Source organism: Microbacterium testaceum (assembly GCF_029761935.1).
In the GTDB taxonomy this organism is placed as follows: Bacteria; Actinomycetota; Actinomycetes; order Actinomycetales; family Microbacteriaceae; genus Microbacterium; species Microbacterium testaceum_A.
This window is the reverse complement of record NZ_CP121699.1, coordinates 1728682-1751023: the sequence shown is the minus strand read 5'-3', so window position 1 is coordinate 1751023 and position 22342 is coordinate 1728682. Positions and strand designations below refer to the sequence as shown.

Here is a 22342-nt window from a genome sequence, read left to right as displayed (position 1 = left end):
CTCGAAAGGAACCACCGCACCATGACCATCGACCTCACCCAGCGTCTGCGCGACCGCGTCGCCATCGTCACCGGAGGAGCCAGCGGCATCGGCCTCGCCACCGCCCGCCGTTTCGCCGCCGAAGGCGCGCGCGTCGTGATCGCCGATCTCGACGAGACGACGGGAACCGCCGCCGCCGCCGAGGTGGGCGGTGTCTTCCGTCAGGTGAACGTCGCCGACGAGGACTCCGTGAACGCCCTCTTCGACGGCGTCGCCGCCGACCTCGGCAGCGTCGACATCGCCTTCAACAACGCCGGCATCTCGCCCGCCGACGACGACTCGATCGAGACCACCGAGCTCCCCGCGTGGGACAAGGTGCAGGACGTCAACCTCAAGAGCGTCTACCTCTGCTCGCGCGCGGCGCTGCGGCACATGGTGCCGGCCGGTCGCGGGTCGATCATCAACACCGCCTCGTTCGTCGCGCTGCTCGGCTCGGCGACCTCGCAGATCTCGTACACCGCGTCGAAGGGCGGCGTGCTCGCGATGACCCGCGAGCTCGGCGTGCAGTTCGCGCGACAGGGCATCCGCGTCAACGCGCTCTGCCCCGGACCCGTCAACACCCCGCTCCTGCAGGAGCTCTTCGCGAAAGACCCCGAGCGCGCGCAGCGCCGCCTCGTCCACGTGCCGATGGGCCGTTTCGCGGAGCCGGAAGAGATGGCCGCGGCCGTGGCCTTCTTGGCATCCGACGATGCGTCCTTCATCACCGCGACGGCCTTCGTGGTCGACGGGGGTATCACCAACGCGTACGTCACGCCCCTGTGAACCGGTGACGTGACAGGCTGAGAGGGTGACAGACGCGCCGCTCGACGACCTGCGCCGGGCCGTGTACCGTCCCGTGCGCACCGGCAACGCGCTCGAAGACACCACCGCGCGCATCGTGCAGACCGTCCGGCTCGGGCTCGTCGCCCCGGGGGAGTCGCTCCCCGCGGAACGCGAACTCGCCGCCCTGTACGGCGTGAGCCGCGACACCGTCCGCGAGGCTCTGCGGGAACTGTCGGACGCCGGGTGGCTCGAGACACGGCGCGGTCGTTACGGTGGCACCTTCGTCGTCGACCCCGTGCCGCGGCCGTCGGAACCGGCGGTCGTCTCGCCCGCCGAACTCTCGGACGTCATCGCCCTGCGCGGCGTCCTCGAACCCGGAGCGGCGTGGGCGGCGGCGGGACGCTCGCTGTCGGCGGAGGAGCGCGACGTGCTCTGGGCGCGGCACGAAGCGGCCGCGCTCGCCGAGGGGGAGGACTACCGCCGACTCGACACCCTGCTGCACCTCACGATCGCGGAGTTCGCCGGCATCCCGTCGCTCGTTCCGCTCGTGGCCGACAATCGCGCGCGGGTGAACGCGTGGCTCGACACCTTTCCGCTGCTGCCGCGCAACATCGAACACTCGACCTCGCAGCACGCGGCGATCGTGTCGGCAATTCTCGCCGGGAGACCGGATGCCGCCCACGCGGCGATGCGCGACCACCTCGCCGGATCCGAGGCGTTGCTGCGGGGGTTCCTGGCGTAGGGGGTCGCGTGGGGCCGCGCGGACCGGGGGTCTTGGCGCCGCGCTGGCTGCGTTCGGGGCGGGTCCTGCGCTGTGGGGCGAGGATCGTCCGCCCCGAACGGCGAGATCCGCCCCGAACCGGCGATGCGGCCCCGGCGCCGCGCGCGATTAGGCTCGGAGGATGGCCGCAGGCAAGAAGCGCAAGGGGAAGAAGCTCGACGTGGACTTCAAGAACACCGCGCTCGTCGACGCCCTGCAGACGCAGGACATGGCCGCGATCGCCTTCGCACTGCGGCACGGGCCGACGGTCGTGCCGCTGATGACCCCCGGCGACGCCGACAACCCGCTCAGCGTCGGCGAGGTGTGGACCTACCGCGACCCGAACACCGGCCAGCTGGCGCTGCTGCTCTTCAGCGACGCGGCGCACAAGCCCGAGACGCTGCCGCCGCACGTGGCCCTGCAGTCACCGCAGTGGCTGCGCACGTTCCTCGGAACGCATCAGAATGCCATCACGACGGTGTTCATCGACATCGCCGGCCCGCACCCGATCCAAGCGTCGCCCGCCGATCTGATCGCTGCCCTCGACGCCTGAACAGCGGGCCGGTTCGAGAGCGGGCGCTGCGAACTCGCGCGCGAGGGCGGCGCGTGTAAGACTCGGGGCCATGGAGTACCTGATCGCCGGTGCCGTGTGCGCCGCCGGACTTGTCATCCCCGCCGTGCTGGGAATGACCTCCCCGCACCGCCGTCGCCGGTCGGCGCCTCCCGGTCGCTGACCGGGCAGGGCATCGCTCGAGGTAAACCCGCCGATCCCGTCGGCTCGCGCCTGCGTTGACGCCTGAGAGGACCTCCGGGGCTCGCCGGTCGCGGCGTCAGAACCCCGGCTCGCTGTCGTCGCGCGGCATGCCGCGCACCTGCAGCTCGTTGAGCGCCTGCGCGAGTTTGCGCGACGAGGAGTCGAGCACCGTGTGGTACCCGAGGCGCTTGGCCTCGGACGCGCGCTGGGCGGCCTGGGTGACGTTACGGATCTCGCCCGTGAGGGTGAGTTCGCCGATGGCGGCGAGACGCTTCGAGACCTTGCGGTTCTTCACCGCGTTGGCGACGGCGATCGCGATCGCCAAGTCGGCGGCGGGTTCGACCAACCGCACCCCGCCGACGGTCGAGACGTAGACGTCGCGGTCGGAGAGCGTGAGCCCCATGCGGCTCTCGAGGACCGCGAGCACCATCGCGACGCGTGAAGAGTCGACGCCGTTGACGATGCGGCGCGGGTTGGGAGCCGTCTGGCGCACGGCCAGGGCTTGAATTTCCACGGGCAGAGCGCGCCGGCCCTCCATCGCGATCGTGACGCACGTGCCGGGTTCGGGCTCGCCGTGACCGAGGAACAGCGCGCTCGGATCGGCGACCTCGGCGATGCCCGTGCCGGTCATGTCGAAGCAGCCGACCTCGTCGGTCGGCCCGAAGCGGTTCTTCAGCGCGCGCACGAAGCGCAGCGAGGTCTGACGGTCGCCCTCGAAGTGGCAGACGACGTCGACGAGGTGTTCGAGGATGCGCGGGCCCGCGATCGAGCCGTCTTTCGTGACGTGGCCGACGATGATGATCGGCAGGCCCCGCTCTTTCGCGACGCGGATGAGGGCGGATGCCACTTCGCGCACCTGCGCGGGCTGACCGGCGGCGCCGTCGCTGTGCGCCGACGACACCGTCTGCACCGAGTCGACGATGAGCAGGCCCGGCTCGACCTGGTCGATGTGCCCGAGGATCGTGGCGAGGTCGGTCTCGGCCGCGAGAAACAGCTCGTCGTGCAGGGCGCCGGTGCGCTCGGCGCGCAGTCGCACCTGCGCCGCGGACTCTTCACCGCTCGCGTAGAGCACGCGTCGGCCGGCGCGGGCGCTCTGCGCGGCGACCTCGAGCAGCAGTGTCGACTTGCCCACGCCCGGTTCGCCGCTGAGCAGGATGGCGGCGCCGGGCACGATCCCACCCCCGAGCACGCGGTCGAACTCACCGACTCCGCTCGTGCGGCGCGGGGCGTCTTGCGTGTCGATCTCGGTGATGCGGCGTGCGTCGCGCCCGGCCCCGGGCGCGACCGGCGTGATCGAGCGGACGATGCCGGTCTGCTCCGCCGCTTCGACGACCGTGCCCCACGACTGGCACTCCCCGCAGCGGCCGACCCACTTCAGCGTCGTCCATCCGCATTCGGTACACCGGTACGGTGCGGGGGCTGCAGCGGGACGTCGGGATGCCATGTGCTCAGGCTACGCGGGGCCTCCGACATCGCCGGTCGCCGGGGTTCCGGCATCCGGTGGTCGCGCGTTCGCTCGGGGTCCCGGCATCCGGACCCGATCCGACCAATGAGGCCGCGCCCGTTGCCATAAACGCCCCCAGCGATGAGAAACGCCGTCGGAGTGCGTTTCTCATCGCAGAGAGCGTTTATCGCGGCGGCGCCTCGTGGCTCAGCCGCGCAGCGACCCCGCGACCGTCATCAGAGCGTCGGCGGAGCGGCGCAGCAGCGTCAACTCGTCGGCCGCGAACGGCGTCGCCGCCAGCGGCACCGCCCCGCGCGCCGAGACGATCGAGGGCACGGAAAGCGCCATTCCGCTGATGCCGTGGACGTCGTCGAGCACCGTGCTGACGGGGAGGATCGCGTGCTCGTCTCGCAGGACCGCCTCGACGATGCGGGCGCTCGAAAGGCCGATCGCGTAATTCGTCGCCCCCTTGCCCCTGATCACCTTGTAGGCGGCGTCGCGCACGTCGACGGCGATCGCATCGAGCTCGGCCTTGTCGAAGCGGGTGCCGTCGGGCAGCTCGAACTGCGTGATCGGGACCGAGCCGATCGTCGCGGTCGACCACAGCGGGAACTCCGTGTCGCCGTGTTCGCCGACGATCCACGCGTGCACGCTCGAGGTCGCGACCCCCGCGCGCTGGGCGATCTTCCACCGCAGGCGCGAGGTGTCGAGCACCGTGCCCGAGGCGAAGATGCGGCGGCTAGGCAGCCCCGTCACCTCTTGCGCGAGGACCGTGAGGACGTCGCAAGGGTTCGTGACGATCACGTAGATCGCGTTCGGGGCGACCGCGAGGAGCTTCGGCATCATGTCGCGGATGATCGCGGCGTTGGTGGCGGCCAGCTCGGTGCGCGTCTGGCCGGGATTCTGCTTCGCGCCCGCGGTGATCACGACCACGTGCGAGCCCTCGGCGACCGCGACGTCGCTGCCGCCGGTGATGTCGCTCGACCCGGTGAACGGGGTCCCGTGGGCGAGGTCGAGCACCTCGGCCTCGACCTTCTCGGCGGCGATGTCGTAGAGGGCGACGTGTCGCGCGGACCCGCGGATGAGCGCGGCGTACGCGACACTCGCGCCCACGCTGCCTGCTCCCACGACCGTCAGCTTCGAGTTCTCGATCACGCTCATGGCTCGATCCTGGCAGCGGGCGAGGGCGGCATCCAGCGGGGTCGTTCGACGGTGGATGAACCGATGCCGGGGCCCGGCGTGAGGCGCCGATTCGCGGCATCCGCAAGTCTGTCGTAAGCTATTCGGCGGTGACGTGTCCGAGCGGCCGAAGGTGCAACACTCGAAATGTTGTGTAGGTTCACCCCTACCGTGGGTTCAAATCCCACCGTCACCGCCACCACGAAGGCCCCGGATCCTCACGGATGCGGGGCCTTCATCGTTTTCACGCGACGTTGTTCGCGGTTTTGAGGCTGATGTTTAAGAGCGCGTGGGATGGTTCAACCCCCCTCGTCCTGCTCATCCGGGGCAAATCCAGAGGCCTTGCTCGGCGCTGACGGCGGTGTTGAAGAGGGGCCGGTCTTCCGGCGCCATGGAGCTCGTCGGGCGCGGTCACTGGGGCGGGTCTGATGACGTGGCGGTGTGCGCAGTCGACGGAGATTTCGTGCAGCGGCTGGAAGCATCGACGGCTTCGCGGCGGCGATCGGTGGGTATGCCGCGATGGTGGTGCAAGAGGTGTTGGATCTGACTGGCCGATCCTTCAAGGCGCGAAGCAATCCGAGGAGTGCCATGGCGCGGAGCGGTGAAGACGTGCCCGCTTTCGAAAGCGCGGTGGGTGGGGGTATCCCAGGCGCGGCGGAGCTTGGCGTGGAACCGCGATCACAAGTTCAAGATCGCTCGTGTAGAAAACGGCCTCGAATCTCCCGCATGATTCGAGTTGACCCGCGAACCGCTCGGCTCACTGCAGATGACCGCCTCCTCGATTAGCTTGATGAGTGCAGCGCGAGGATCTGGCACTACGCGACAAGAAGCCTGTCTATGTGCAGCGTGATCATCAGGCGCTCCTTGATCTCGGTCCACCCATCGAGAGCTCGTTGAAAGCGCAAAGTAGCTGTCTGCATGAGACCCCGAAGATCACGGGAGATCAGATTGTGGGCGACGTAGTCGATGTCACCTGAGACTCTCGCCGATCGATGCTGAGCGTATTCACCCACGTCTCATCCGCGCTCCCGACGCTAGCATCGGTGCTACGACGCGGTGAAGATCGCCGCCGTCGCTGATCAGGGGGGAATTAATTTGCACACTCTCACAGGTAAACGCGTCGCCAAGTTCGCTCGCGACTTCGGCTTCGTGGTATCGGAGGACAAACAGTTCGAGCTTTATGTAGCGGCCAACTATCTTTACCCCTATCTGAGGGACGATGTGGAAAAGATCGAGCGGTCGGTCCGCGGAGGAGGCTCGGACGAGGGGATCGACATCGCCGCCGTGGTCGTGAACGGGCAACTCGTGTTCGAACCCTCGGAGATTGATGAACTGATCTCCGAGCAGACATCGAACACCGCGCGGGTTGTCTTCATCCAGGCCAAGACGAGCGAGTCTTACGACGCGAAGCTGATCTCGAAGTTCCTCCACGGGATCGAGTCAGTCACGAAGTATGCGATCAACCCCCAAAACATCGCTCTTCCCGCCGCCTTGGTGGATCTCGCAGCTCTGATCGACAAGATCGCCGAGAACGGTGACAAGTTCCAGGAGACGAGGATCCCGTGTGAGGTGTTCTATGTCACGACCAGCGGCCACGACGGGGCCGATGCGCGCAAGGAACTACAAGTCACCGAAGCGGTCCGCCGGATCAATGAGCTAGGGGTGTACTCGGAGCCCTTCGAGTTGAAAACTCACGGACACGATGCGCTCGCGGCGAAGCTCAAGGAACGACACGGACCTCAAAACATCCGGTTCGATTTCACGAAGCGGCAGACCATCCCCGCCACCGAACGCGTGAGCGAGGCTTACATCGGGCTGCTGTCTGGTGCGGAAGCTTTGAAGCTCCTGACGGACGAGACTGGTGCTATTCGTCCCGGCATCTTCGATGACAACGTGCGGCTCGATCTCGGAGCGCACAACACCGTGAACATGCGGATCGCTCGCACCCTCGACAGTGAGGAGCGCGAGCAATTTCCGTTTCTAAATAACGGCCTCACAATCATCGCTAGCTCCCTCAGAGGTGCTGGGGACAAATTTTTCATCTCTGGCTACCAGATCGTGAACGGTGGACAGACGAGCCACCAGTTGGTGAGGTGGGCGGTAAGTCAGAAGGTCAAAGACAACCCGGCACTCTTGGCCGACCTTTGGATTCCGGTGAAGATCGTCAGCTCAGACGATGCAAGCGTGCGTACCAGCGTAGCGATTGCTACAAATCTCCAAACCGCGATCGCTTCGACGGACATCCAAGCGAGTTCGCAGATTGCTAAGGACGTCGAGGAATACTTCACCCAATCAGGTGCAGATGGTCTGCGATACCTGCGCCAGGTTCAGCACACTACTCTGGACTTTCCGAGGACGAGGGTCGTTACTACGCCGGAACTCAATCGGGCAGTCGCCGCCACCCTCTTCGGTGAATCCTTCCGAGCGATCGGTTCGCCAAAGGAACTCGAAGCCGAGGATTCCTTCGTGTGGGGCAGCTACTCAGTTGAGGCGTATTATTACGCCGCATGGATCCTCTATCGGGTGGATCGGTACTTTGCTCGCACCCCCGACTCCACGACCCTGAAGGCGGCGAAGTACCACATCGCCATGATGGTGTCCGTCATCATCAATCCTCAGATAGCGGCGGTGTTTGAAGCGAATGATCTTGAGTCTGCGAGGCGCCGGCTTGCCTCCGCGAAGAAGGTTCAATTCAAGGTCACCGATTCCGATCGGATTGAACTCGCTATCTCAAAGGCCATGGAGTTAGCAACGGAGCAGTTCCAGAGCGTTCTCTCCGAGGGTCGGAGCCTCCGGAAGGACGATGTGCGGAACCGACGGCATCAGGAGGCTCTCCTACAGAAGGCGAAGGCGGTGAAGCCGAAAGCCTAGGGGCGCTGACAGCTGAAGAAGGCCGGGGACCGGCCCTCATCGAAATCCCCGGCCTTCTGGTCTGCGCGGCCTACCGGAAAGTTCACCAACGGCCGCGACGGTCGCGCAGGGCGGCTGCGTCGACCTCACCGTGACCGGCGCCGACGTCTCAGGCAACTCCGTCGACACCTCCGATGTCGTTCTCCGCCCGTCCCTGGACCCGGACGTCGTCGCGGGTTCGGCGGTGACGTTTCAGTACGCCAGTCCGAACACGATCACCGCGACGATCGGCGCGGTGTCCGCGAGTGTCACGATCCAGGTCATGGCCGCCGCGGCGCCGTCGCCCGGTCCGACCCCCGCCTGGCTCGTGCGAAGCGGTGTCGACGGCGGTGCAGTGCGGCTTGGTTCTGTTGTAGCGCTGACGCATCTGCTTGCCGGAGGCGTCCTCCTCGCATTTCGACGTACTAGGCGTCACACGCGATGACGAACCCTCATTTGGTGCGCCGTCCGCCTCGACCTGCCACCATGGCTCCATGCCCGTCATCGAGTCCCGCTGCGTCGTCCCGGTCGACGTGAGCGTCGCGTTCGCCGTCTCGCAGACCACGGGAGAGACCCGCAAACGGTGGGATCCGTTCATCGGCGCCAGCACTTCGTCGATGGGGCGACCGCTCCGGCGAAGGGCGTGCGGACCTACACCGTGCAGCGTCTCGGCTTCCGGATGGAGAGCGAGTACGTCTCGTACAATCCGCCATCGAACGTCGGCATGAAGATGACGAAGGGGTCCTGGTTCTTCGCGCGTCTCGCCGGCGGGTGGAAGTTCACCCCCGTCGCCGACGATCCCGGCAGCACTCTCGCCGTCTGGCGGTACAACTTCGCCTGTCGCCCCCGGTGGCTGGCACCGCTCGCCGAACGGATCGGCGCCGTCGTCCTGCAGTACGACATGGATCGGCGCATCCGCGGCTTCGCGAAAGGATGCTCCGACCCGCTCGTGCTCGCCGCGGTGCGGTGAGCGGGCTCCCGACCAGCCAGGGCGTGGGCCCCGGTCGCCGCGTCGACGCCACGGCACGATATCGGCCGCCCCGCCGCACCGAGGACCCCACCTCGGAACAAGCGCATCGGCTCGTTACGCAGCCGCTTCAGTGACCCGATAGTAGGGCTGGACTCTTCCGGGCCTGCACGAGGTGCGCGCGTGAAGACGCTGACCCGCGACGTCCACGCCCTCGTTCCGATCGGAGCCGCCGCATGACCGCCCCCGCCACCCGCGAGCATCGAGTCTTCCCGGTGCTCACCCTTCCCGTGTTCGATCTACGGGTGGGGGATGTCGTGGTCGGCACCGACTCCGAGATCATCGGAATCGATGCGGAGAACCCGTGGACCCGTCGTCTCACCGAGCGGCATCCGGACGGGCAGATCACCCACTTCGCGTACGACTGCGCGGACGAGCTCGCGGTCCATCGCCGACCCGCGCCCGCTCCTGTTGTCCCCGCGGCGGCGGCGGAGGCAGCCTCCAACACCGGGCGTCTCGCCGGGATCCGCTGCCCGCGCTGCGGGTACGAGCGGGCGTTCGTCGTTCAGATCACCCTCGACGTCGTCATGCTCGACGACGGCGTGGATTCGGCCGCGCCCGGTCAGCCGACGGCGGGGCACGTCCCCGTCATCGATACGCAGAGCGGATTCTCCGACGGCGACCCCATCCAGTGCCACAAAGGTCGGGGCGGCTGCGGCCACCGCGGGACGGTCGAAGAGTTCCGCATCCGCACGGGCGCTGACGCCGCGGGGTGACCCCCGCCGGGCGGTCGCGCCGCCGGGCGTGGATACGCTCGACGCATGGACGAGGACTCACCGTCGGTAGCGCCGCCGCGCGAGATCCTCCGCCACCCGGCGTTCGCCTTCTTTTGGACCGCGACGACGCTGCGTGCCTTCGGTTCCACCATCGCCGGGGTCGCCTTCCAGGTCTTGATCGTGACGGTGATCGGCGCGACGCCCGGGCAGGTCGGCATCCTGAATGCCCTCAGCGTCGTTCCGTACCTGTTCCTCGGTCTCGTGGTCGGCGCATGGATGGATCGCTGGCGACGGCAGCGGGCTCTGGTGGTCACCACGATCGGCCGGGCGGTGGTGCTCGCGATCGTCCCCGTCTTCGTTCTGGCGGGGGCGCTCGATTTCTGGTCGTTGGCGGCGATCACCCTGGTGCTCGGAGTGCTCACCCTGTTCGGGGATTCCGCGGCGCAACCTCTCCTGCCACGACTCGTGCCGCGGGCGTCGCTTCCCGCCGCCAATGCCCGACTCGGCCAGAGTCAGACCGTCGCCCAGACGGCGGGGCCCGCGATCGGCGGCGCGCTACTCGCGATCGTGGGTGCGCCGATCCTCCTCGTGATCGACGCCGTCATCGCGGCCGTCGCCGCTCTTCTGCAATCGCGCATCGTCGTGTCCGAGAAGAGGGCCGCGCCGCGAGCCGCCGGGCGACACGTCGGGCACGAGATCGCGCAGGGCATGCGCTACACCTATCGGCATCCGACGCTCCGGCCCCTCGCCCTGTCGATCCACGTGTGGTTCCTCGGCAACAGCATCGTGGCGACGGCATTCGTCGTCTTCGGGCTGCGAGAACTCGCCCTGCCACCCTGGGCCTACGGGGTCGCCCTCGCACTCGGGGGAGTGGGCGGTTTCGTGGGAGCGGTCATCGCCCCGCGCCTCGGCGCCCGCCTCGGGGCGGGACACGCGATCCTGCTCGGCCGCGTTCTGGTCGTGCTGCCCTGGGCCGCACTCGCGCTCGTGCGGCTCGGCCCCGACAGCGGTATCGGGGTGACCCTCGGCGTCGTCGCCGCCGCCCAGTTCGTCTACGGACTGGCGATGGGGATCGAGGACACCAACGACATCTCCTACCGTCAGTCGGTCGCACCCGATGGCATCCAGGGGCGGATGAACTCCACGATCCGCACCGTGAACCGCTCGGTGTTCTTCGTCGGAGCGCTCCTGGCGGGGCTGCTCATGACGGTCACCGGTCTTCCCGCGACGCTCGGTGTGGGCGCCGGTTTCTTCGCCGTCGCGGCCCTCGTCATCGCCTGCTCGCCGTTGCGGGGTGCGCGGCATGGCGGATCTCGGCGCCGCCGCTGACCGCGGGCACGCCGCTGCCGGAGCGACCTCGGCGACCGATCAGACTCGCGGCTGCTGCTGCGTGATGCAGTGGATGCCGCCGCCGCGGTCGAAGATCGGGCGCGAGTCGACCGTGACCACCCGGCGACCCGGGTAGGCATCGGACACGACCTCTCGAGCGCGCGCGTCGGCGGTCTCGTCGCCGAAGCCGCACAGCACGACACCGTCGTTGGTGACGAGGTGGTTGATGTAGCTCCAGTCGAGCCAGCCCTCGTCGTCGCGCAGCGTTGTCGGGGCGGGGATGCCGGTGATGCGCACCTCGCGGCCGCGGGCGGCGAACGCGTCCGAGAGCTCGCGGCGCACCAGACGTGACACCTCGAAGTCGGGGTGGGTGGCATCCGTCTGCTCGTGGATGAGGACGTGCTCGGGCGAGGCGAACGTGGCCACGATGTCGACGTGTCCGTTGGTGCCGAGGTCGTCGTAGTCGCGGGTCAGGCCGCGGGAGAGCCAGATGGCATCCGTCGCTCCGATCGTGCGGGCCATCTCGGTCTCGACGCGGGCGCGGTCGGCGAAGGGGTTGCGGCGCGGGTCGAGCTGCACGGTGTCGGTGAGCAGCACCGTGCCGGTGCCGTCGACGTGCAGACCGCCGCCCTCGGCGACGAGCAGCGAATCGATGCGCTCGGCGCCCAGGTGTTCGGCGACGACGCGGGCGATCCCCGCCGACTTCTGCCACTCGGCCCAGTCGGGGGCGCCCCAGCCGTTGAAGATCCAGTCGACCGCGCCGAGGACGCCGGGGCGGTCGGGGTCGACGACGAAGGTGGGGCCCATGTCGCGCATCCAGAACTCGTCGAGAGGGGCCTCGACGATCTCGATGGCAGACGAGAGCATGCGCCGGGCTCGGGTCATCTCGGTGGGGTCGACGACCATCGTGACGGGCTCGAACTCCCGCACGGCGTGTGCGACGTCGGTCCAGGCCTGGTAGCCCTGTTCGCGGAACTCCGCGCCCTCGCCGAGGGTGATGCCCTCGCGCGGGAACGCCATCCAGGTGCGCTCGTGCGGGGCGGATTCAGCGGGCATGCGCCACATGGCGTGCTCCTTCTCGGGTCAATCGGGTCAGTAGCCGGTGGTGAGGACGCGGTCGAGCGCGTCGACGAAGACGTCGACCGAGGCCCGCGTGACCACCAGGGGCGGTTTGATCTTGAGGACGTTCTGGAAATCGCCGGTGGGCTGCATGATCACACCGAGCTCGAGCAGGCGATCGCAGATCGCCGCGGTCTCGGCGGTCGCCGGTTCGAGGGTCTCGCGGTCGCGGACGAACTCGACGCCGAGGTACAGCCCCGAGCCGTGCACGGTGCCGATGAGGTCGTGCTTCTCGCCGAGCTCTTCGAGGCGCCGCTTGAGGTGGCCGCCGACGACCCGCGCGTTCTCTTGCAGGCCTTCCTGTTCGATCACGTCGAGCACGGCCATGCCGATCGCCGACGAGACGGGCGAGCCTCCGGTGGAGGAGAAGAAGTACCCCTGCGTGCGGTAGCGGTCGGCGATCTCGCGCCGCGTGATCACCGCACCGAGCGGGTGACCGCCGCCGATGGACTTCGCCACCGCGACGATGTCGGGCACGGCCCCCTGCTGCTGAAAGCCCCAGAACCACTCGCCGAGGCGGCCGTAGCCGACCTGCACCTCGTCGGCGATCGCGAGCCCGCCGTGGCGGCGGATCGCGGCGTACACCTCGGTGAGGTAGCCGTCGGGAAGAGCGACCCCGCCCGCGTTGCCGAAGTATGTCTCGGCGATCATCCCCGCCGGAGGGCGACCGGATGCCGCGAGCTCGTCGATGACCGCGACGGCCTCGGGCGCGTACTTCCCGGCATCCGCCCCCCGGTGCTTCCCCCGGTAAGAGTTCGCCGCGTCGACGGTGTGCACCCAGTCGGGACGCGTCTCGAGGGCGAAGGGGTTGTCGGCGATCGAGGTGGAGACGGCATCGCTCGCGTAGGTCCACCCGTGGTACGCCTCGCGCATCGCGACGATGTCGGGGCGGCCCGTCGCCGCCATCGCGAGGCGGATCGCGAGGTCGGTGGCCTCGGAGCCGGAGTTGACGAAGAACACGGTGTCGAAGCCGTCGGGGAGGGTCGCCGCGATCCGGTCGGCGAAGTCGGTGATCGCGCGGTAATGGAAGCGCGAGTTGGTGTTCAGCAGGTGCATCTGGCGGGAGCCGGCTTCGACCACTCGGGGGTGCGCGTGGCCGACCGAGGCGACGTTGTTGACCATGTCGAGGTAGACCCGGCCGTTCACGTCGATCAGGTGTTCGCGCCACCCGCGCTCGATGCGGGGAGGGGCCGCGTAGTAGTGCTCCTGCACCTCGGCGAGCACCTCGTGGCGTCGCTCGAGCACGTCGTCGTCGACCGGGGCCGCGGCGGGCGCGCCGATCACGGCGCCGGGGTCGCCGGCCACCTCGCGCCAGGCGGCGGCGAGGGCGGGCGTGGTGCGCGTCGGGGGGACGAGTCCGCCGAGCGAGCGGCGCATCGACAGACGGGTGCGCGCCGGAAGGGTTCCGGATGCCGCGGCGGCGGGCACTCCGCCGATCGCCAGGGTCCCGGCATCCGTCGTCACGATCTGCGACCCGTGCTCGTTGCGCTCGCTCCGATCGAGGGTGACCGGTGACGCGAGCCACACGAGCACGTCCGTCGGCACGGTCTCGGGCGTCGAGGGAAGCGGGTCCGTCGTTCCGGTCAACCGCGCGCGCCACGCGGGCACGGTCACGACGTCGGCGCCCGCGTCGAGGGCGGCGAGAGCCGCGTCGTCGAGGGTGGCGGCGTCGAGCCAGGCGCCCGCGTCGTTCAGCGGTGACTCCGTCGAGGCGTCGAGCTCGACGTGGTGGCCGAGCGACAGCACCGAAGTGCCGGTCCACGCGGGCGCTTCGGCGCGGGAACGCCCCAGCGCCGCCCGGGTCGCGGCGGTGATCACGGGGATCGGAACGGATGCCGCCTGCACCAGGATCCGGAACTCGCGGTCGAGCGCGACGGTGGCGTAGGCGTTCTCGTCGTCGAGGCGCACCTGCGCGCGCCCGCTGAGCACGAGCACCGCGCCGCGGAGGATGACGAGCGGCCAGAGCGCCGTGAGCTCGTCGTCGCTCAGGTCGCGCAGGCGGTCGAACGCGCGGATGGCGGGGAAGGCGCTCTCGGGGGTCGCGCCGTCGTGGTGCAGTACCGACGACACGGTCACGGCGATCTCGCCCACGCGCCACGACGCGCACACGTCGCCGAAGTCGATGACCGCGTCGGGCACCGTCTCTCCGGGGGCGGGCAGCACGTTGTCGTCGGTGACGTCGAAGTGTCCGGCCTGCACGGGCAGGGCGTCCTGCACGGGGGCGAGGGCCGCGCGGGCGGCGTCGGCGGCGCGCTGCACGACGTCTCGCACCTCGGCATCCGGTTCGAGCGGGAGCAGGGTGTCGATGACGCGCCCGGCGTGGCGGAGGTCCCACTGCAGCACCCGGCCGCTCGCGGGGTGGGTGAAGTCGGCGAGCGACAGGCTCACCGCCCCCGACAGGGCGCCCATCCCCTCGACGACGGCGGGGGAGAGGTAGCCCGAACCCATGAGCGTGCGCCCGGCGATGTTCTCGATCACGCGTGCGTGGATGCTGCCCTGGCTCGACTCCCACCACGTCGACATCGCGCCGCGCGGCCCCTCGACGATGCGCGGGATACGCACGTGGGGGCTCCGCTCGGCGACGAGAGCCGCCGCGGCATCCTGCATCTCGATCTCGGCCTCGCTGAAGACGGGGTTGCTGAGCTTCAGTACGCCGAGAGGGTCGGTCGAGCCCCGGGCGAAGACGCGGAAGTTCTGGTCCTGCTGGCTGCCGAGCGCCTGCACGTCGATCTCGACGCCGAACGTGTCGGCGAACAGACGCTGCACCTCGTCGTCGGAGAGCGTCGGGGTGGGCAGGTCGACCTGGCTGAAGTAGTCGAAGACGGGGGTCGGGGCGGTCTCGGTCACGGTGTGTTCCTCGGGTGATTCGGGTGTCACAGGGGAGAGTCGGATGCCGTGGCGACGGCGCCCGCGACGGCACCCCCGGCATCGCGCACGACGACCACGACCAGCGGGCCGTAGGGGGCGATCCATTCGCTCACGGGCTCGCCGGACGGCTCTGGGGCGGCGTCGGCGGTGACCCGGCCGTTCTCGAGTCGCGCGGGAACGCGCACGCCGTCGACGAAGAGGGCGTGATCGACCGCGACGCCTCCGCTGACGGTGGCCGAGACGGTCACGCGCCCGCCGTCGCGCGAGACCTCGTCGACGGTGACCGACAGCTCGCCCTCGGCCGCGGGGCGGGGCTCGGCGAAGGCCGCCTCATCCGGCAGGGCGGGGGTGCGCGGAGGCGTCGTGCGGCGCTCGCCGAGGGCGGTGATCGCCTGGGCCAGTTGCACGAGGCGCGTGTCGCTGTAGGCGGGACCGGCGAGGGTCAGACCCACCGGCATCCGGGTGTCGGCCATCGTCCCCATCGGCACCGTGACAGTGGGGATGCCGAGGTGACGCGGAACCAGGTTGCCGTTGGAGACCCACACGCCGTTGCGCCACGCGATGTCGGCCGAGGCCGGGTTCACGTCGGCGTCGGCGGGACCGACGTCGGACTGCGTGGGGAAGATCACGGCGTCGAGGCCCTCGGCATCCATCCACTCCTCGAAGTCGACGCGGCGGGTGTGCTCGAGACCGCGCAGGCCGTGCTCGAGGCTGGCGACGGCGCGCCAGTCGGGCTCCCACTCCTGCGCGCGGGCGACGTACTCGCCGATGTCGTACGAGATGTCGTAGTGCCAGATGCCGTAGCGGTCGGGGAGCGCCCCCGGCGGGTGCGGGAAGATCAGGGCCGCCTCGGCGTCGGCGAGACGGGGCAGGTTCGCGTCGCCGTTGGTGCGGAGGAAGGTGTCCATCGCCCAGACCGCGAGGTCGCCGACCTCGTCGTCGAGGAAGGCGCGCGTGACGAATCCGCGATCGAGGAAGTCCTCGTCGCCCGCGTGCAGCTTCTCGTAGCGATCGACCGCGGGGAAGTCCGTCTCGACGACCTCGGCGCCGGCGGCCTCGAGGTCGGCGCGCAGGTCGTTCCAGAGCGCCATCACGCTGTCGCGCGTGACGATGGGCGAGGCGTTGTCCGGGTCGCCGTTGACGTAGATGCGCGGTACGGCGAGGCGCAGCCCCGCGAGCGGCAGCGGCTCGAGTGCGGCGAACGAGGCGGGACGCACCTCGGACGGGCGCGGGAGGTCGATGAACGACTGCGTGCGCCAGAGGTCGCCCTCGGTCTCGGCGTCGTCGGCGACGACCGCGTCGAGCACGTGCTGCAGGTCGCCGATCGTGCGCGTGTGGGGGACGACGACGTCCATCGTCGGGACGAGCGGCCAGTTGCCGCGCACCGAGATCACCCCGCGGGAGGGCGTGTAGGCGACGAGGGCGTTGTGCGAGGCGGGGGCTCGACCCGACGACCACGTCTCTTCGCCGAGTCCGAACGCGCAGAAGCTCGCCGCGGTGGCGGTGCCCGATCCGTTGGACGAGCCGGAGCCGAAGGCGGATGACAGGTAGTCGCCGTTGTAGGGGGATTCGGCGCGGCCGTACACCCCGCGCTGCATGCCGCCCGCGGCCATGGGCGGCATGTTGGTGAGCCCCAGGAATATGGCGCCGGCTGCGCGCAGGCGCTCGATGGCGAAGGCGTCGTCGCCGGCGATCAGGTCGCGGAAGGCGGGGGACCCGGATGCCACGGGCAGGCCCTCGACGCGGTAGCTGTCCTTCGCGGTGAAGGGGATGCCGTCGAGGGGGCCGAGCGTGCGCCCCTGTGCGCGGCGCAGGTCGGAGGCGCGGGCCGCGGCGAACGCGCGGGAGTCGAGCACGGGCACGCTGTTGAGCCGGATGCCGGAGCGGTCGTAGGCCGCGATGCGGTTGAGGTAGCGGGCCACGAGCTCGACGCTGGTGAGCTCGCCGACCTCGAGTGCTGCACGCAGGCGGTCGATGTCGGCGTCGACGACGGTGAGGGCCTCGGTGGTCATGGCGGAAAACCTACACTGTTTGTTTTGAGGTTTCGAGAAGAATCTTCGCCAGAAGTGTTTCGCGTGCGCGGGGCAATGGCTAGCCCGCGTCGCGTCCTTCCTGACACGATTCCCGAATGGATGCCACCACCGACGAACCAGCGATCCTGCCCGATCGACCGAGGGTCGACGCGCGTCGCCCCGTCGCCCTGATCGTGGGCGTGGTCGCGACGGTGCTTTTCGTGGCGCTGCGCGTGGCCGTGGACCTCGACGGCGGCGCTCCGTTGGCCTTCGACCAGTGGTGGGATGACGCGATGGCCGCGCTGGCGAATCCCGTGGCGGTGATCATCGCGTGGATCCCGGCCACCGTCGGCGGAACGATCGGCATGATCGTCATCGGCATCTCGACCACGATCGTCTTCCTCCTGGTGAAGCGGCCGTGGGATGCCCTCAACGTCGCGGGGGCGATCGCGCTCGTCGTGCTCATCGGCGCTCCGCTCGCGTCCATGATCGCCCGCGCCCGACCGTCCGATTCTCTCGCCGAGACCCAGGCGACCTCGTTCCCCTCGGGGCACACCGCCGTGGCGACCACCATCGCGATCACCCTGGCTCTCATCCTGCGCCGCGGGTGGGTCTGGGCGGCCGGTGCGGTGTGGGTGCTGCTGATGATGTGGAGTCGCACGTACCTCCACGCGCACTGGCTCTCCGACGTGACGGCGGGGTTCCTGGAGGGTGTGGCGGTGTCGACCTTGGTGTGGGCTCTCGTCGAAGTGTGGCGAGTGCGTCGCGCGCAACGGGTGGTCGGCGCGTCCGCGTGAGCGCTATCGTGCCCGGATGACTTCCGCCTCCGCCTCTGCTTCCGCCGCCGCCGACAAAGCGCAGGACTCCACCGCGTTCCGCGTGGCGGCGCGCGTCGGCTACGTGGTGCTGGGCCTGCTGCACCTGCTCATCGGGGTGATCGCGATCTCGATCGCCACCGGCAGCGGCGGTGAGAGCGCCGACCAGAGCGGGGCGCTCGGGCAGGTCGCGCAGGCTCCCGCGGGGATGCTGCTGCTGTGGGTCATCGTGATCGGCCTCGCCGCCCTCGCCGTCTGGCAGGTCGCCGAAGCCGTCGCCGAGCGCGACCCGGACGGCAAGAAGCGCTGGGCGCACCGCGCCAAGGACGTGGGGACCGCCGTCGCCTACGGGGCGATCGCCGTCACCGCTTTCACCGTCGTCTCGGGCGGCCGCTCCGACTCGGGGGAGCAGACGCGCACCCTGAGCGCCCAGCTGATGGCGACGCCCGCCGGAGTCGTGCTCCTCGTGATCATCGGCGTGGCGGTGGCCGTCATCGGTGTCGCCTTCGTCGTCCGCGGCGTCACCAAGGCGTTCATGAAGAACATCTCGAGCCCCGGCGGGACGGCGGGACGCGGCATCCGGACCTTCGGCATGGTGGGCTACGTCGCCAAGGGCATCGCGGTGGGCGTCGCGGGGATCCTCTTCCTGGTCGCGGCGTTCGCGCACGACCCGAACGCGGCCGGCGGGCTCGACGCGGCGCTGCGCTCGCTGGCGGGGCTGCCCTTCGGTCAGATCGTGCTCTGGCTCGTGGGCGCCGGGCTCGTCGTGTACGGCCTGTTCTGTTTCGCTCGCGCGCGCTACGCGCGCATGTGAGTCGGGCTCACGCGGCAGGGCGGGGGCGGGCTCCCGCGATCAGCAGCGAGAGGCCGAGTTCGAATGCCCGCGTGGCGACCGGATCGGCCGGGTCGTGGCGCTCGAGAGTGGCATAGGCCGCGGCGAAGCGCGGCACGTCCGCCTCTTGTCCGGTGGGGTCGAACATCACCGACGGGCCGCTCATGTCGAGCACGCTGCCGAGGATGAACGATTCGAACGCCGTGAGCAGGGGCAGGATGTCGTCGCTCGTCCACCCCGCGCGCTCTGCGGCGATGGCGAAGTCCTCGTACTGCGACATCAGCAGCGGCGTCGACGAGCTGTGCGACATGAGCAGGGGGATCGTCTTCGGATGCCGGCGGAAGGCGTCGCGGTACGACCGGGCCCACAGCGCCAGCCCCTCCTCCCATTCGCGCTCCCGCAGGAACGACGAGTCGATGCGCGAGGAGACCAGCGCTCGCACGTCCTCGATGAGCGCGGCGAGGTTGGGGACGTGGTTGTAGAGCGAGGTCGGGTGCACCTTGAGGCGGTCGGCGACCCGGCGGATGCTCGCGCCGTCGGTCCCGTCGCGGTCGACGAGGGCGAGGGCGGCGCGGGCGATCGCCTCGCGCGAGAGCTTGGGCTGGGACGGCCGGGCCACGGCGGAGCCTTTCGGTCGGGTCTGCCCACGCTACGCGATGGTGTGTGTTTCGGGCGTGTAAGACCTCGGTGACGACCTGACGAAACTCGTCCGGCCGATGACGGTGAAGCCGTAGCGTTCCTTAAACCTACGCTGTATGTTTCTCGCAGCGCAGGACACGAGGGAGTCTCCATGGCGATCGTCTTCACGGGCGGAACGATTCGGATCGACGGGCACGAAGCCGACGTCGATCGACTCGTCGTCGTCGACGGTGCGGTGGCCGAGGCTCGGCATCCGCTGCCCGACGACGCCGAGCACATCGACCTCGAGGGCGGGCTGCTGCTGCCCGCTTTCGGCGATGGTCACGCGCACCCGCTGCTCGCCGGTCGAGAGCGCACCGGCCCTGCCCTGCGCGACGCCGGCAGCGTCGACGAGATCGTCGAGCGCGTCCGCGCGTGGGGCGCGCGCAGCGACGCCCCCTGGCTCATCGGCGGAAGCTACGACGCCACCGTCGTCCCCGGCGGGATGTTCGACGCGCGCTGGCTCGACGCGGCCGTTCCCGACCGCCCGGTCGTGCTGCACGCGTGGGATTACCACACCGCCTGGGTCAACACCGCGGCGCTGCGAGAAGCGGGAGTGGATGCCGACACCCCCGACCCCGAGCTCGGACGACTCGTGCGCCGAGCCGACGGATCCCCGTCGGGAACCCTCGTCGAGCGTCCGGCGATCGACCTGGTCCTCAACCGCGCCCCCCGCCCCTCGATGCGCGACGACGTCGAGGCGCTCGCCGCGGCCACCGAAGTTCTCGCGGCCCACGGAATCGCCTGGGTGCAGGAAGCGTGGACCGAGACGCACGACGTTCCGGCCTGGATCGCCGCGGCGCGGTCCGGACGCCTGCGGGTCGACGTCGATCTGGCCCTGCGGGCCGATCCGGCACGGTGGCCCGACCATCTCGACGAGCTCGTTCGGATCGCGGCGATCGTCCGGGGCGAGCCCGGGCTCACCTGCCGCACGGTGAAGTTCTTCGTCGACGGCATCGTCGAGAACCGTACGGCCCACCTGCTCGAGTGCTACCACGACGCTCGAACACGGGGACTTCCCAACTGGGATCCCGATCAGCTCGTCGACGCGGTCGCCGCGTGCGACGCCGCCGGTTTCGATGTGCACCTGCACGCGATCGGCGACGCGGCCGTCCGCGCCGCCCTCGACGCCGCCGAGGGGATCCGCGAGAGCGTGCGCCGCGGTCGGCGGTTCACCATCGCGCACGCGCAGGTGATCGACCCCGTCGACCTGCCGCGGCTCGCCGACCTCGACGTGACGTTCTGCTTCCAACCGCAGTGGGCGATGGCCGACGCGGTCATGACCGAGTTGACGCTGCCGCGCCTCGGCCCCCTCCGCGAGCGGCAGTACCGCATGCGCGCGGCCCACGACGCGGGAGCCCGCCTCAGTTTCGGCAGCGACTGGCCCGTCACCTCACCCGACGTGCTGCTCGGCCTGCGCACCGCCGTCACCCGTCAAGACCCCGACGGTCAGCCGGCCGGGGGCTGGCAGCCCGACGAACGTCTCACCGTCTCCGAAGCCATCGACGCCGCCACGAGCGGCGTGGCCCACCAGGCCGGCGATCACGCCACCCGCGGGACCCTGCGTCCAGGCATGCGCGCCGACCTCGTCTGGCTCGACCGCGACGTGCGCCGCGGCCCCGCCGACCGCATCGCCGATGCCCGAATCCGGGGCACCTGGCGACGCGGCATCCGCACCTTCTGAACCGCTCTTTCCGACCCGAACAGGAAACCGCATGTCCTCATCCGACACCTCGCTGCGGCGAGTCATGGGAGTCCCCTCTCTCGTCATCTTCGGCTTGGCGTACATGGTGCCCCTCACCGTGTTCACCACCTACGGCCTCGTCGCCGTCACCACCGGCGGTCACGTGCCGACCGCCTACCTCGTCACCCTCGTGGCGATGCTGTTCACCGCGTTCAGCTACGCCGCCCTCGTCAAGGCGTTCCCGCGCGCGGGCAGCGCCTACACCTACGCCCGGCGCGCGTTCGGCGGCACCGTCGGCTTCCTCACCGGCTGGTCGCTCATGATCGACTACCTGCTGCTCCCGCTCATCAACTACGTGCTGATGGGCATCTACCTCAACGCGCAGTTCCCCGGCATCCCGCCGTGGGTGTTCGCCCTCGCCGGCGTGCTGCTCATCACGGGTCTCAACATCGTCGGTATCACGGTTGTGCGGAACGCCAATCTCGTCCTGGTCGGCCTGCAGCTGGTGTTCGCGGCCGTCTTCGTCGTGTGCGCCGTGCTGCACGTCGCGCAGAACCCCGGTGTTTCGCTGCTGCAGCCGCTCTACGACGCGGGCCTCACCTTCCCGGGCCTGCTCGCGGGAGCCGCGATGCTCGCCCTGTCGTTCCTCGGTTTCGACGCGATCTCGACCCTCTCCGAAGAGGCCCGCGACGCCGAGCGCACCGTGCCTCGCGCGATCATCCTCACCACGATCATCGGCGGACTCATCTTCACCGTGATCGCCTACGTGTCCACTCTGGTGATCCCGAACGTGGCCGACATCGAGAATCCGGATGCCGCGGCCAACCAGATCATGGAGGTCGCCGCCGGGCGCTGGCTCGAGGTCTTCTTCCTCGTCGCGTACATCGCCGGGTGCATCGCGGCGGCCCTCGCCTCGCAGGCGAGCGTCTCGCGCATCCTCTTCGCGATGGGGCGCGACGGCGTGCTGCCGCGCTTCTTCGCCCGACTGAGCCGGCGCTATCAGACGCCGATCGGTGCGGCGATCTTCGTCGGCGTGGTCTCGCTGGCCGCGCTCTTCGCAGACCTGAACACGGTGGCATCCCTCATCAGCTTCGGAGCCCTCGCCGCGTTCTCGCTCGTCAACTTGTCGGTGATCAAGCACTTCCTCGTCGACGAGCGTCGTCGGGGAGCAGCGGCCGTGCTGCGCTTCGGCGTGCTGCCCGCCCTCGGCTTCGCGCTCACCGCGTGGCTGTGGTTCAGCCTGTCGGCGCTGGCGCTCACGGTCGGTCTCGTGTGGATCGGCGTGGGCATCGTGTGGCTCGCGGTGCTGACCCGTGGGTTCCGCCGCCGCCCGCCCGAGGTGGAGTTCGACGACGAGGCACCCGCGCCGGAGCGCGTGGTCGCCTGACGGGAGGGGGGCGAGGCCGGGTGCGGCCTCGCCCCCCTGTTGCGAGGT

Annotated in this window: 16 protein-coding genes, 1 tRNA gene and 2 pseudogenes; 13 read left to right on the top strand and 6 right to left on the bottom strand. The window is 69.6% G+C overall.

The features are described from left to right. Positions 1 to 21: 21 nt before the first annotated feature. The 3 genes from QBE02_RS08510 to QBE02_RS08500 all read left to right on the top strand — a co-directional run bounded on the left by QBE02_RS08510 (position 22) and on the right by QBE02_RS08500 (position 2114). The gene (locus QBE02_RS08510; protein WP_144782986.1) at positions 22 to 801 is read left to right on the top strand and encodes a 3-oxoacyl-ACP reductase; all 780 of its coding nucleotides are present in this window, start codon (positions 22 to 24) and stop codon (positions 799 to 801) included. Positions 802 to 826: 25 nt separating this feature from the next. Next, positions 827 to 1543: a FadR/GntR family transcriptional regulator gene (locus QBE02_RS08505; protein WP_056226024.1), complete on the top strand. Its 717-nt coding sequence runs from the start codon at positions 827 to 829 to the stop codon at positions 1541 to 1543. Positions 1544 to 1703: 160 nt separating this feature from the next. Then, the gene (locus QBE02_RS08500) at positions 1704 to 2114 is read left to right on the top strand and encodes a dehydrogenase (RefSeq protein ID WP_279365349.1); all 411 of its coding nucleotides are present in this window, start codon (positions 1704 to 1706) and stop codon (positions 2112 to 2114) included. A gap of 277 nt (positions 2115 to 2391) precedes the next feature. Here QBE02_RS08500 and radA read toward each other — a convergent pair whose 3' ends face one another. Beyond that, positions 2392 to 3759, bottom strand: a complete 1368-nt coding sequence (gene radA / locus QBE02_RS08495) for a DNA repair protein RadA (protein ID WP_279365348.1) — start codon at positions 3757 to 3759, stop codon at positions 2392 to 2394. Between the two features lie 207 nt (positions 3760 to 3966). After that, positions 3967 to 4920, bottom strand: a complete 954-nt coding sequence (locus QBE02_RS08490) for an L-lactate dehydrogenase (RefSeq protein WP_279365347.1) — start codon at positions 4918 to 4920, stop codon at positions 3967 to 3969. A 127-nt stretch (positions 4921 to 5047) separates the two neighbouring features. Between QBE02_RS08490 and QBE02_RS08485 the strand changes: the two genes are divergently transcribed. The 6 genes and pseudogenes from QBE02_RS08485 (at position 5048) to QBE02_RS08460 (ending at position 10899) form a co-directional block, all read left to right on the top strand. Then, a tRNA-Ser gene (locus QBE02_RS08485) sits at positions 5048 to 5137 on the top strand. A gap of 857 nt (positions 5138 to 5994) precedes the next feature. After that, entirely contained in the window at positions 5995 to 7809 is a 1815-nt protein-coding gene (locus tag QBE02_RS08480; RefSeq protein ID WP_279365346.1) for an AIPR family protein, read from the top strand. A 130-nt stretch (positions 7810 to 7939) separates the two neighbouring features. Next, positions 7940 to 8272: a hypothetical protein gene (locus QBE02_RS08475; protein WP_279365345.1), complete on the top strand. Its 333-nt coding sequence runs from the start codon at positions 7940 to 7942 to the stop codon at positions 8270 to 8272. Positions 8273 to 8321: 49 nt separating this feature from the next. Further along, a pseudogene (locus tag QBE02_RS08470) lies at positions 8322 to 8797 on the top strand (SRPBCC family protein). Between the two features lie 233 nt (positions 8798 to 9030). After that, complete coding sequence (locus QBE02_RS08465; protein ID WP_279365344.1) at positions 9031 to 9570, top strand: hypothetical protein; 540 nt, start codon at positions 9031 to 9033, stop codon at positions 9568 to 9570. A gap of 45 nt (positions 9571 to 9615) precedes the next feature. Continuing rightward, entirely contained in the window at positions 9616 to 10899 is a 1284-nt protein-coding gene (locus QBE02_RS08460) for an MFS transporter (protein ID WP_279365343.1), read from the top strand. Positions 10900 to 10938: 39 nt separating this feature from the next. Here the strand turns inward: QBE02_RS08460 and QBE02_RS08455 are convergent, their stop codons facing one another. From QBE02_RS08455 to QBE02_RS08445, 3 genes and pseudogenes are all read right to left on the bottom strand, one after another. Continuing rightward, positions 10939 to 11964, bottom strand: coding sequence for an agmatine deiminase family protein (locus tag QBE02_RS08455; protein ID WP_279365342.1), 1026 nt, complete (start codon positions 11962 to 11964; stop codon positions 10939 to 10941). 27 nt (positions 11965 to 11991) lie between these two features. Further along, positions 11992 to 14865, bottom strand: a complete 2874-nt coding sequence (locus QBE02_RS08450; RefSeq protein WP_279365341.1) for an aminotransferase — start codon at positions 14863 to 14865, stop codon at positions 11992 to 11994. Positions 14866 to 15221: 356 nt separating this feature from the next. Next, a pseudogene (locus QBE02_RS08445) lies at positions 15222 to 16898 on the bottom strand (amidase); the annotation flags it as partial. Positions 16899 to 17014: 116 nt separating this feature from the next. Here QBE02_RS08445 and QBE02_RS08440 point away from each other — a divergent pair. Both QBE02_RS08440 and QBE02_RS08435 read left to right on the top strand, forming a co-directional pair. Continuing rightward, positions 17015 to 17695, top strand: coding sequence for a phosphatase PAP2 family protein (locus QBE02_RS08440; protein ID WP_279365340.1), 681 nt, complete (start codon positions 17015 to 17017; stop codon positions 17693 to 17695). Between the two features lie 16 nt (positions 17696 to 17711). Then, positions 17712 to 18527: a DUF1206 domain-containing protein gene (locus QBE02_RS08435; protein WP_279365339.1), complete on the top strand. Its 816-nt coding sequence runs from the start codon at positions 17712 to 17714 to the stop codon at positions 18525 to 18527. Between the two features lie 7 nt (positions 18528 to 18534). On the opposite strand, the gene QBE02_RS08430 is transcribed toward QBE02_RS08435, so the two are convergent. Then, positions 18535 to 19164 (bottom strand): TetR/AcrR family transcriptional regulator, encoded by a 630-nt coding sequence (locus QBE02_RS08430; protein ID WP_279365338.1) that lies wholly within the window; start codon positions 19162 to 19164, stop codon positions 18535 to 18537. Between the two features lie 171 nt (positions 19165 to 19335). Between QBE02_RS08430 and QBE02_RS08425 the strand changes: the two genes are divergently transcribed. Further along, positions 19336 to 20907 (top strand): amidohydrolase, encoded by a 1572-nt coding sequence (locus QBE02_RS08425; RefSeq protein ID WP_279365337.1) that lies wholly within the window; start codon positions 19336 to 19338, stop codon positions 20905 to 20907. A gap of 31 nt (positions 20908 to 20938) precedes the next feature. Then, a complete protein-coding gene (locus QBE02_RS08420) occupies positions 20939 to 22294 on the top strand; it encodes an APC family permease (RefSeq protein ID WP_279365336.1) in 1356 nt (451 codons plus the stop codon). The last annotated feature ends 48 nt before the right edge of the window (positions 22295 to 22342 follow it).

Coding starts and splice junctions, on each gene's coding strand:
- QBE02_RS08500 (WP_279365349.1), top strand. CDS start 1,704: ATGGCCGCAGGCAAGAAGCGCAAGGGGAAGAAGCTCGACGTGGACTTC.
- QBE02_RS08510 (WP_144782986.1), top strand. CDS start 22: ATGACCATCGACCTCACCCAGCGTCTGCGCGACCGCGTCGCCATCGTC.
- QBE02_RS08435 (WP_279365339.1), top strand. CDS start 17,712: ATGACTTCCGCCTCCGCCTCTGCTTCCGCCGCCGCCGACAAAGCGCAG.
- QBE02_RS08420 (WP_279365336.1), top strand. CDS start 20,939: ATGTCCTCATCCGACACCTCGCTGCGGCGAGTCATGGGAGTCCCCTCT.
- radA (WP_279365348.1), bottom strand. CDS start 3,759: ATGGCATCCCGACGTCCCGCTGCAGCCCCCGCACCGTACCGGTGTACC.
- QBE02_RS08440 (WP_279365340.1), top strand. CDS start 17,015: ATGGATGCCACCACCGACGAACCAGCGATCCTGCCCGATCGACCGAGG.
- QBE02_RS08455 (WP_279365342.1), bottom strand. CDS start 11,964: ATGTGGCGCATGCCCGCTGAATCCGCCCCGCACGAGCGCACCTGGATG.
- QBE02_RS08460 (WP_279365343.1), top strand. CDS start 9,616: ATGGACGAGGACTCACCGTCGGTAGCGCCGCCGCGCGAGATCCTCCGC.
- QBE02_RS08490 (WP_279365347.1), bottom strand. CDS start 4,920: ATGAGCGTGATCGAGAACTCGAAGCTGACGGTCGTGGGAGCAGGCAGC.
- QBE02_RS08465 (WP_279365344.1), top strand. CDS start 9,031: ATGACCGCCCCCGCCACCCGCGAGCATCGAGTCTTCCCGGTGCTCACC.
- QBE02_RS08425 (WP_279365337.1), top strand. CDS start 19,336: ATGGCGATCGTCTTCACGGGCGGAACGATTCGGATCGACGGGCACGAA.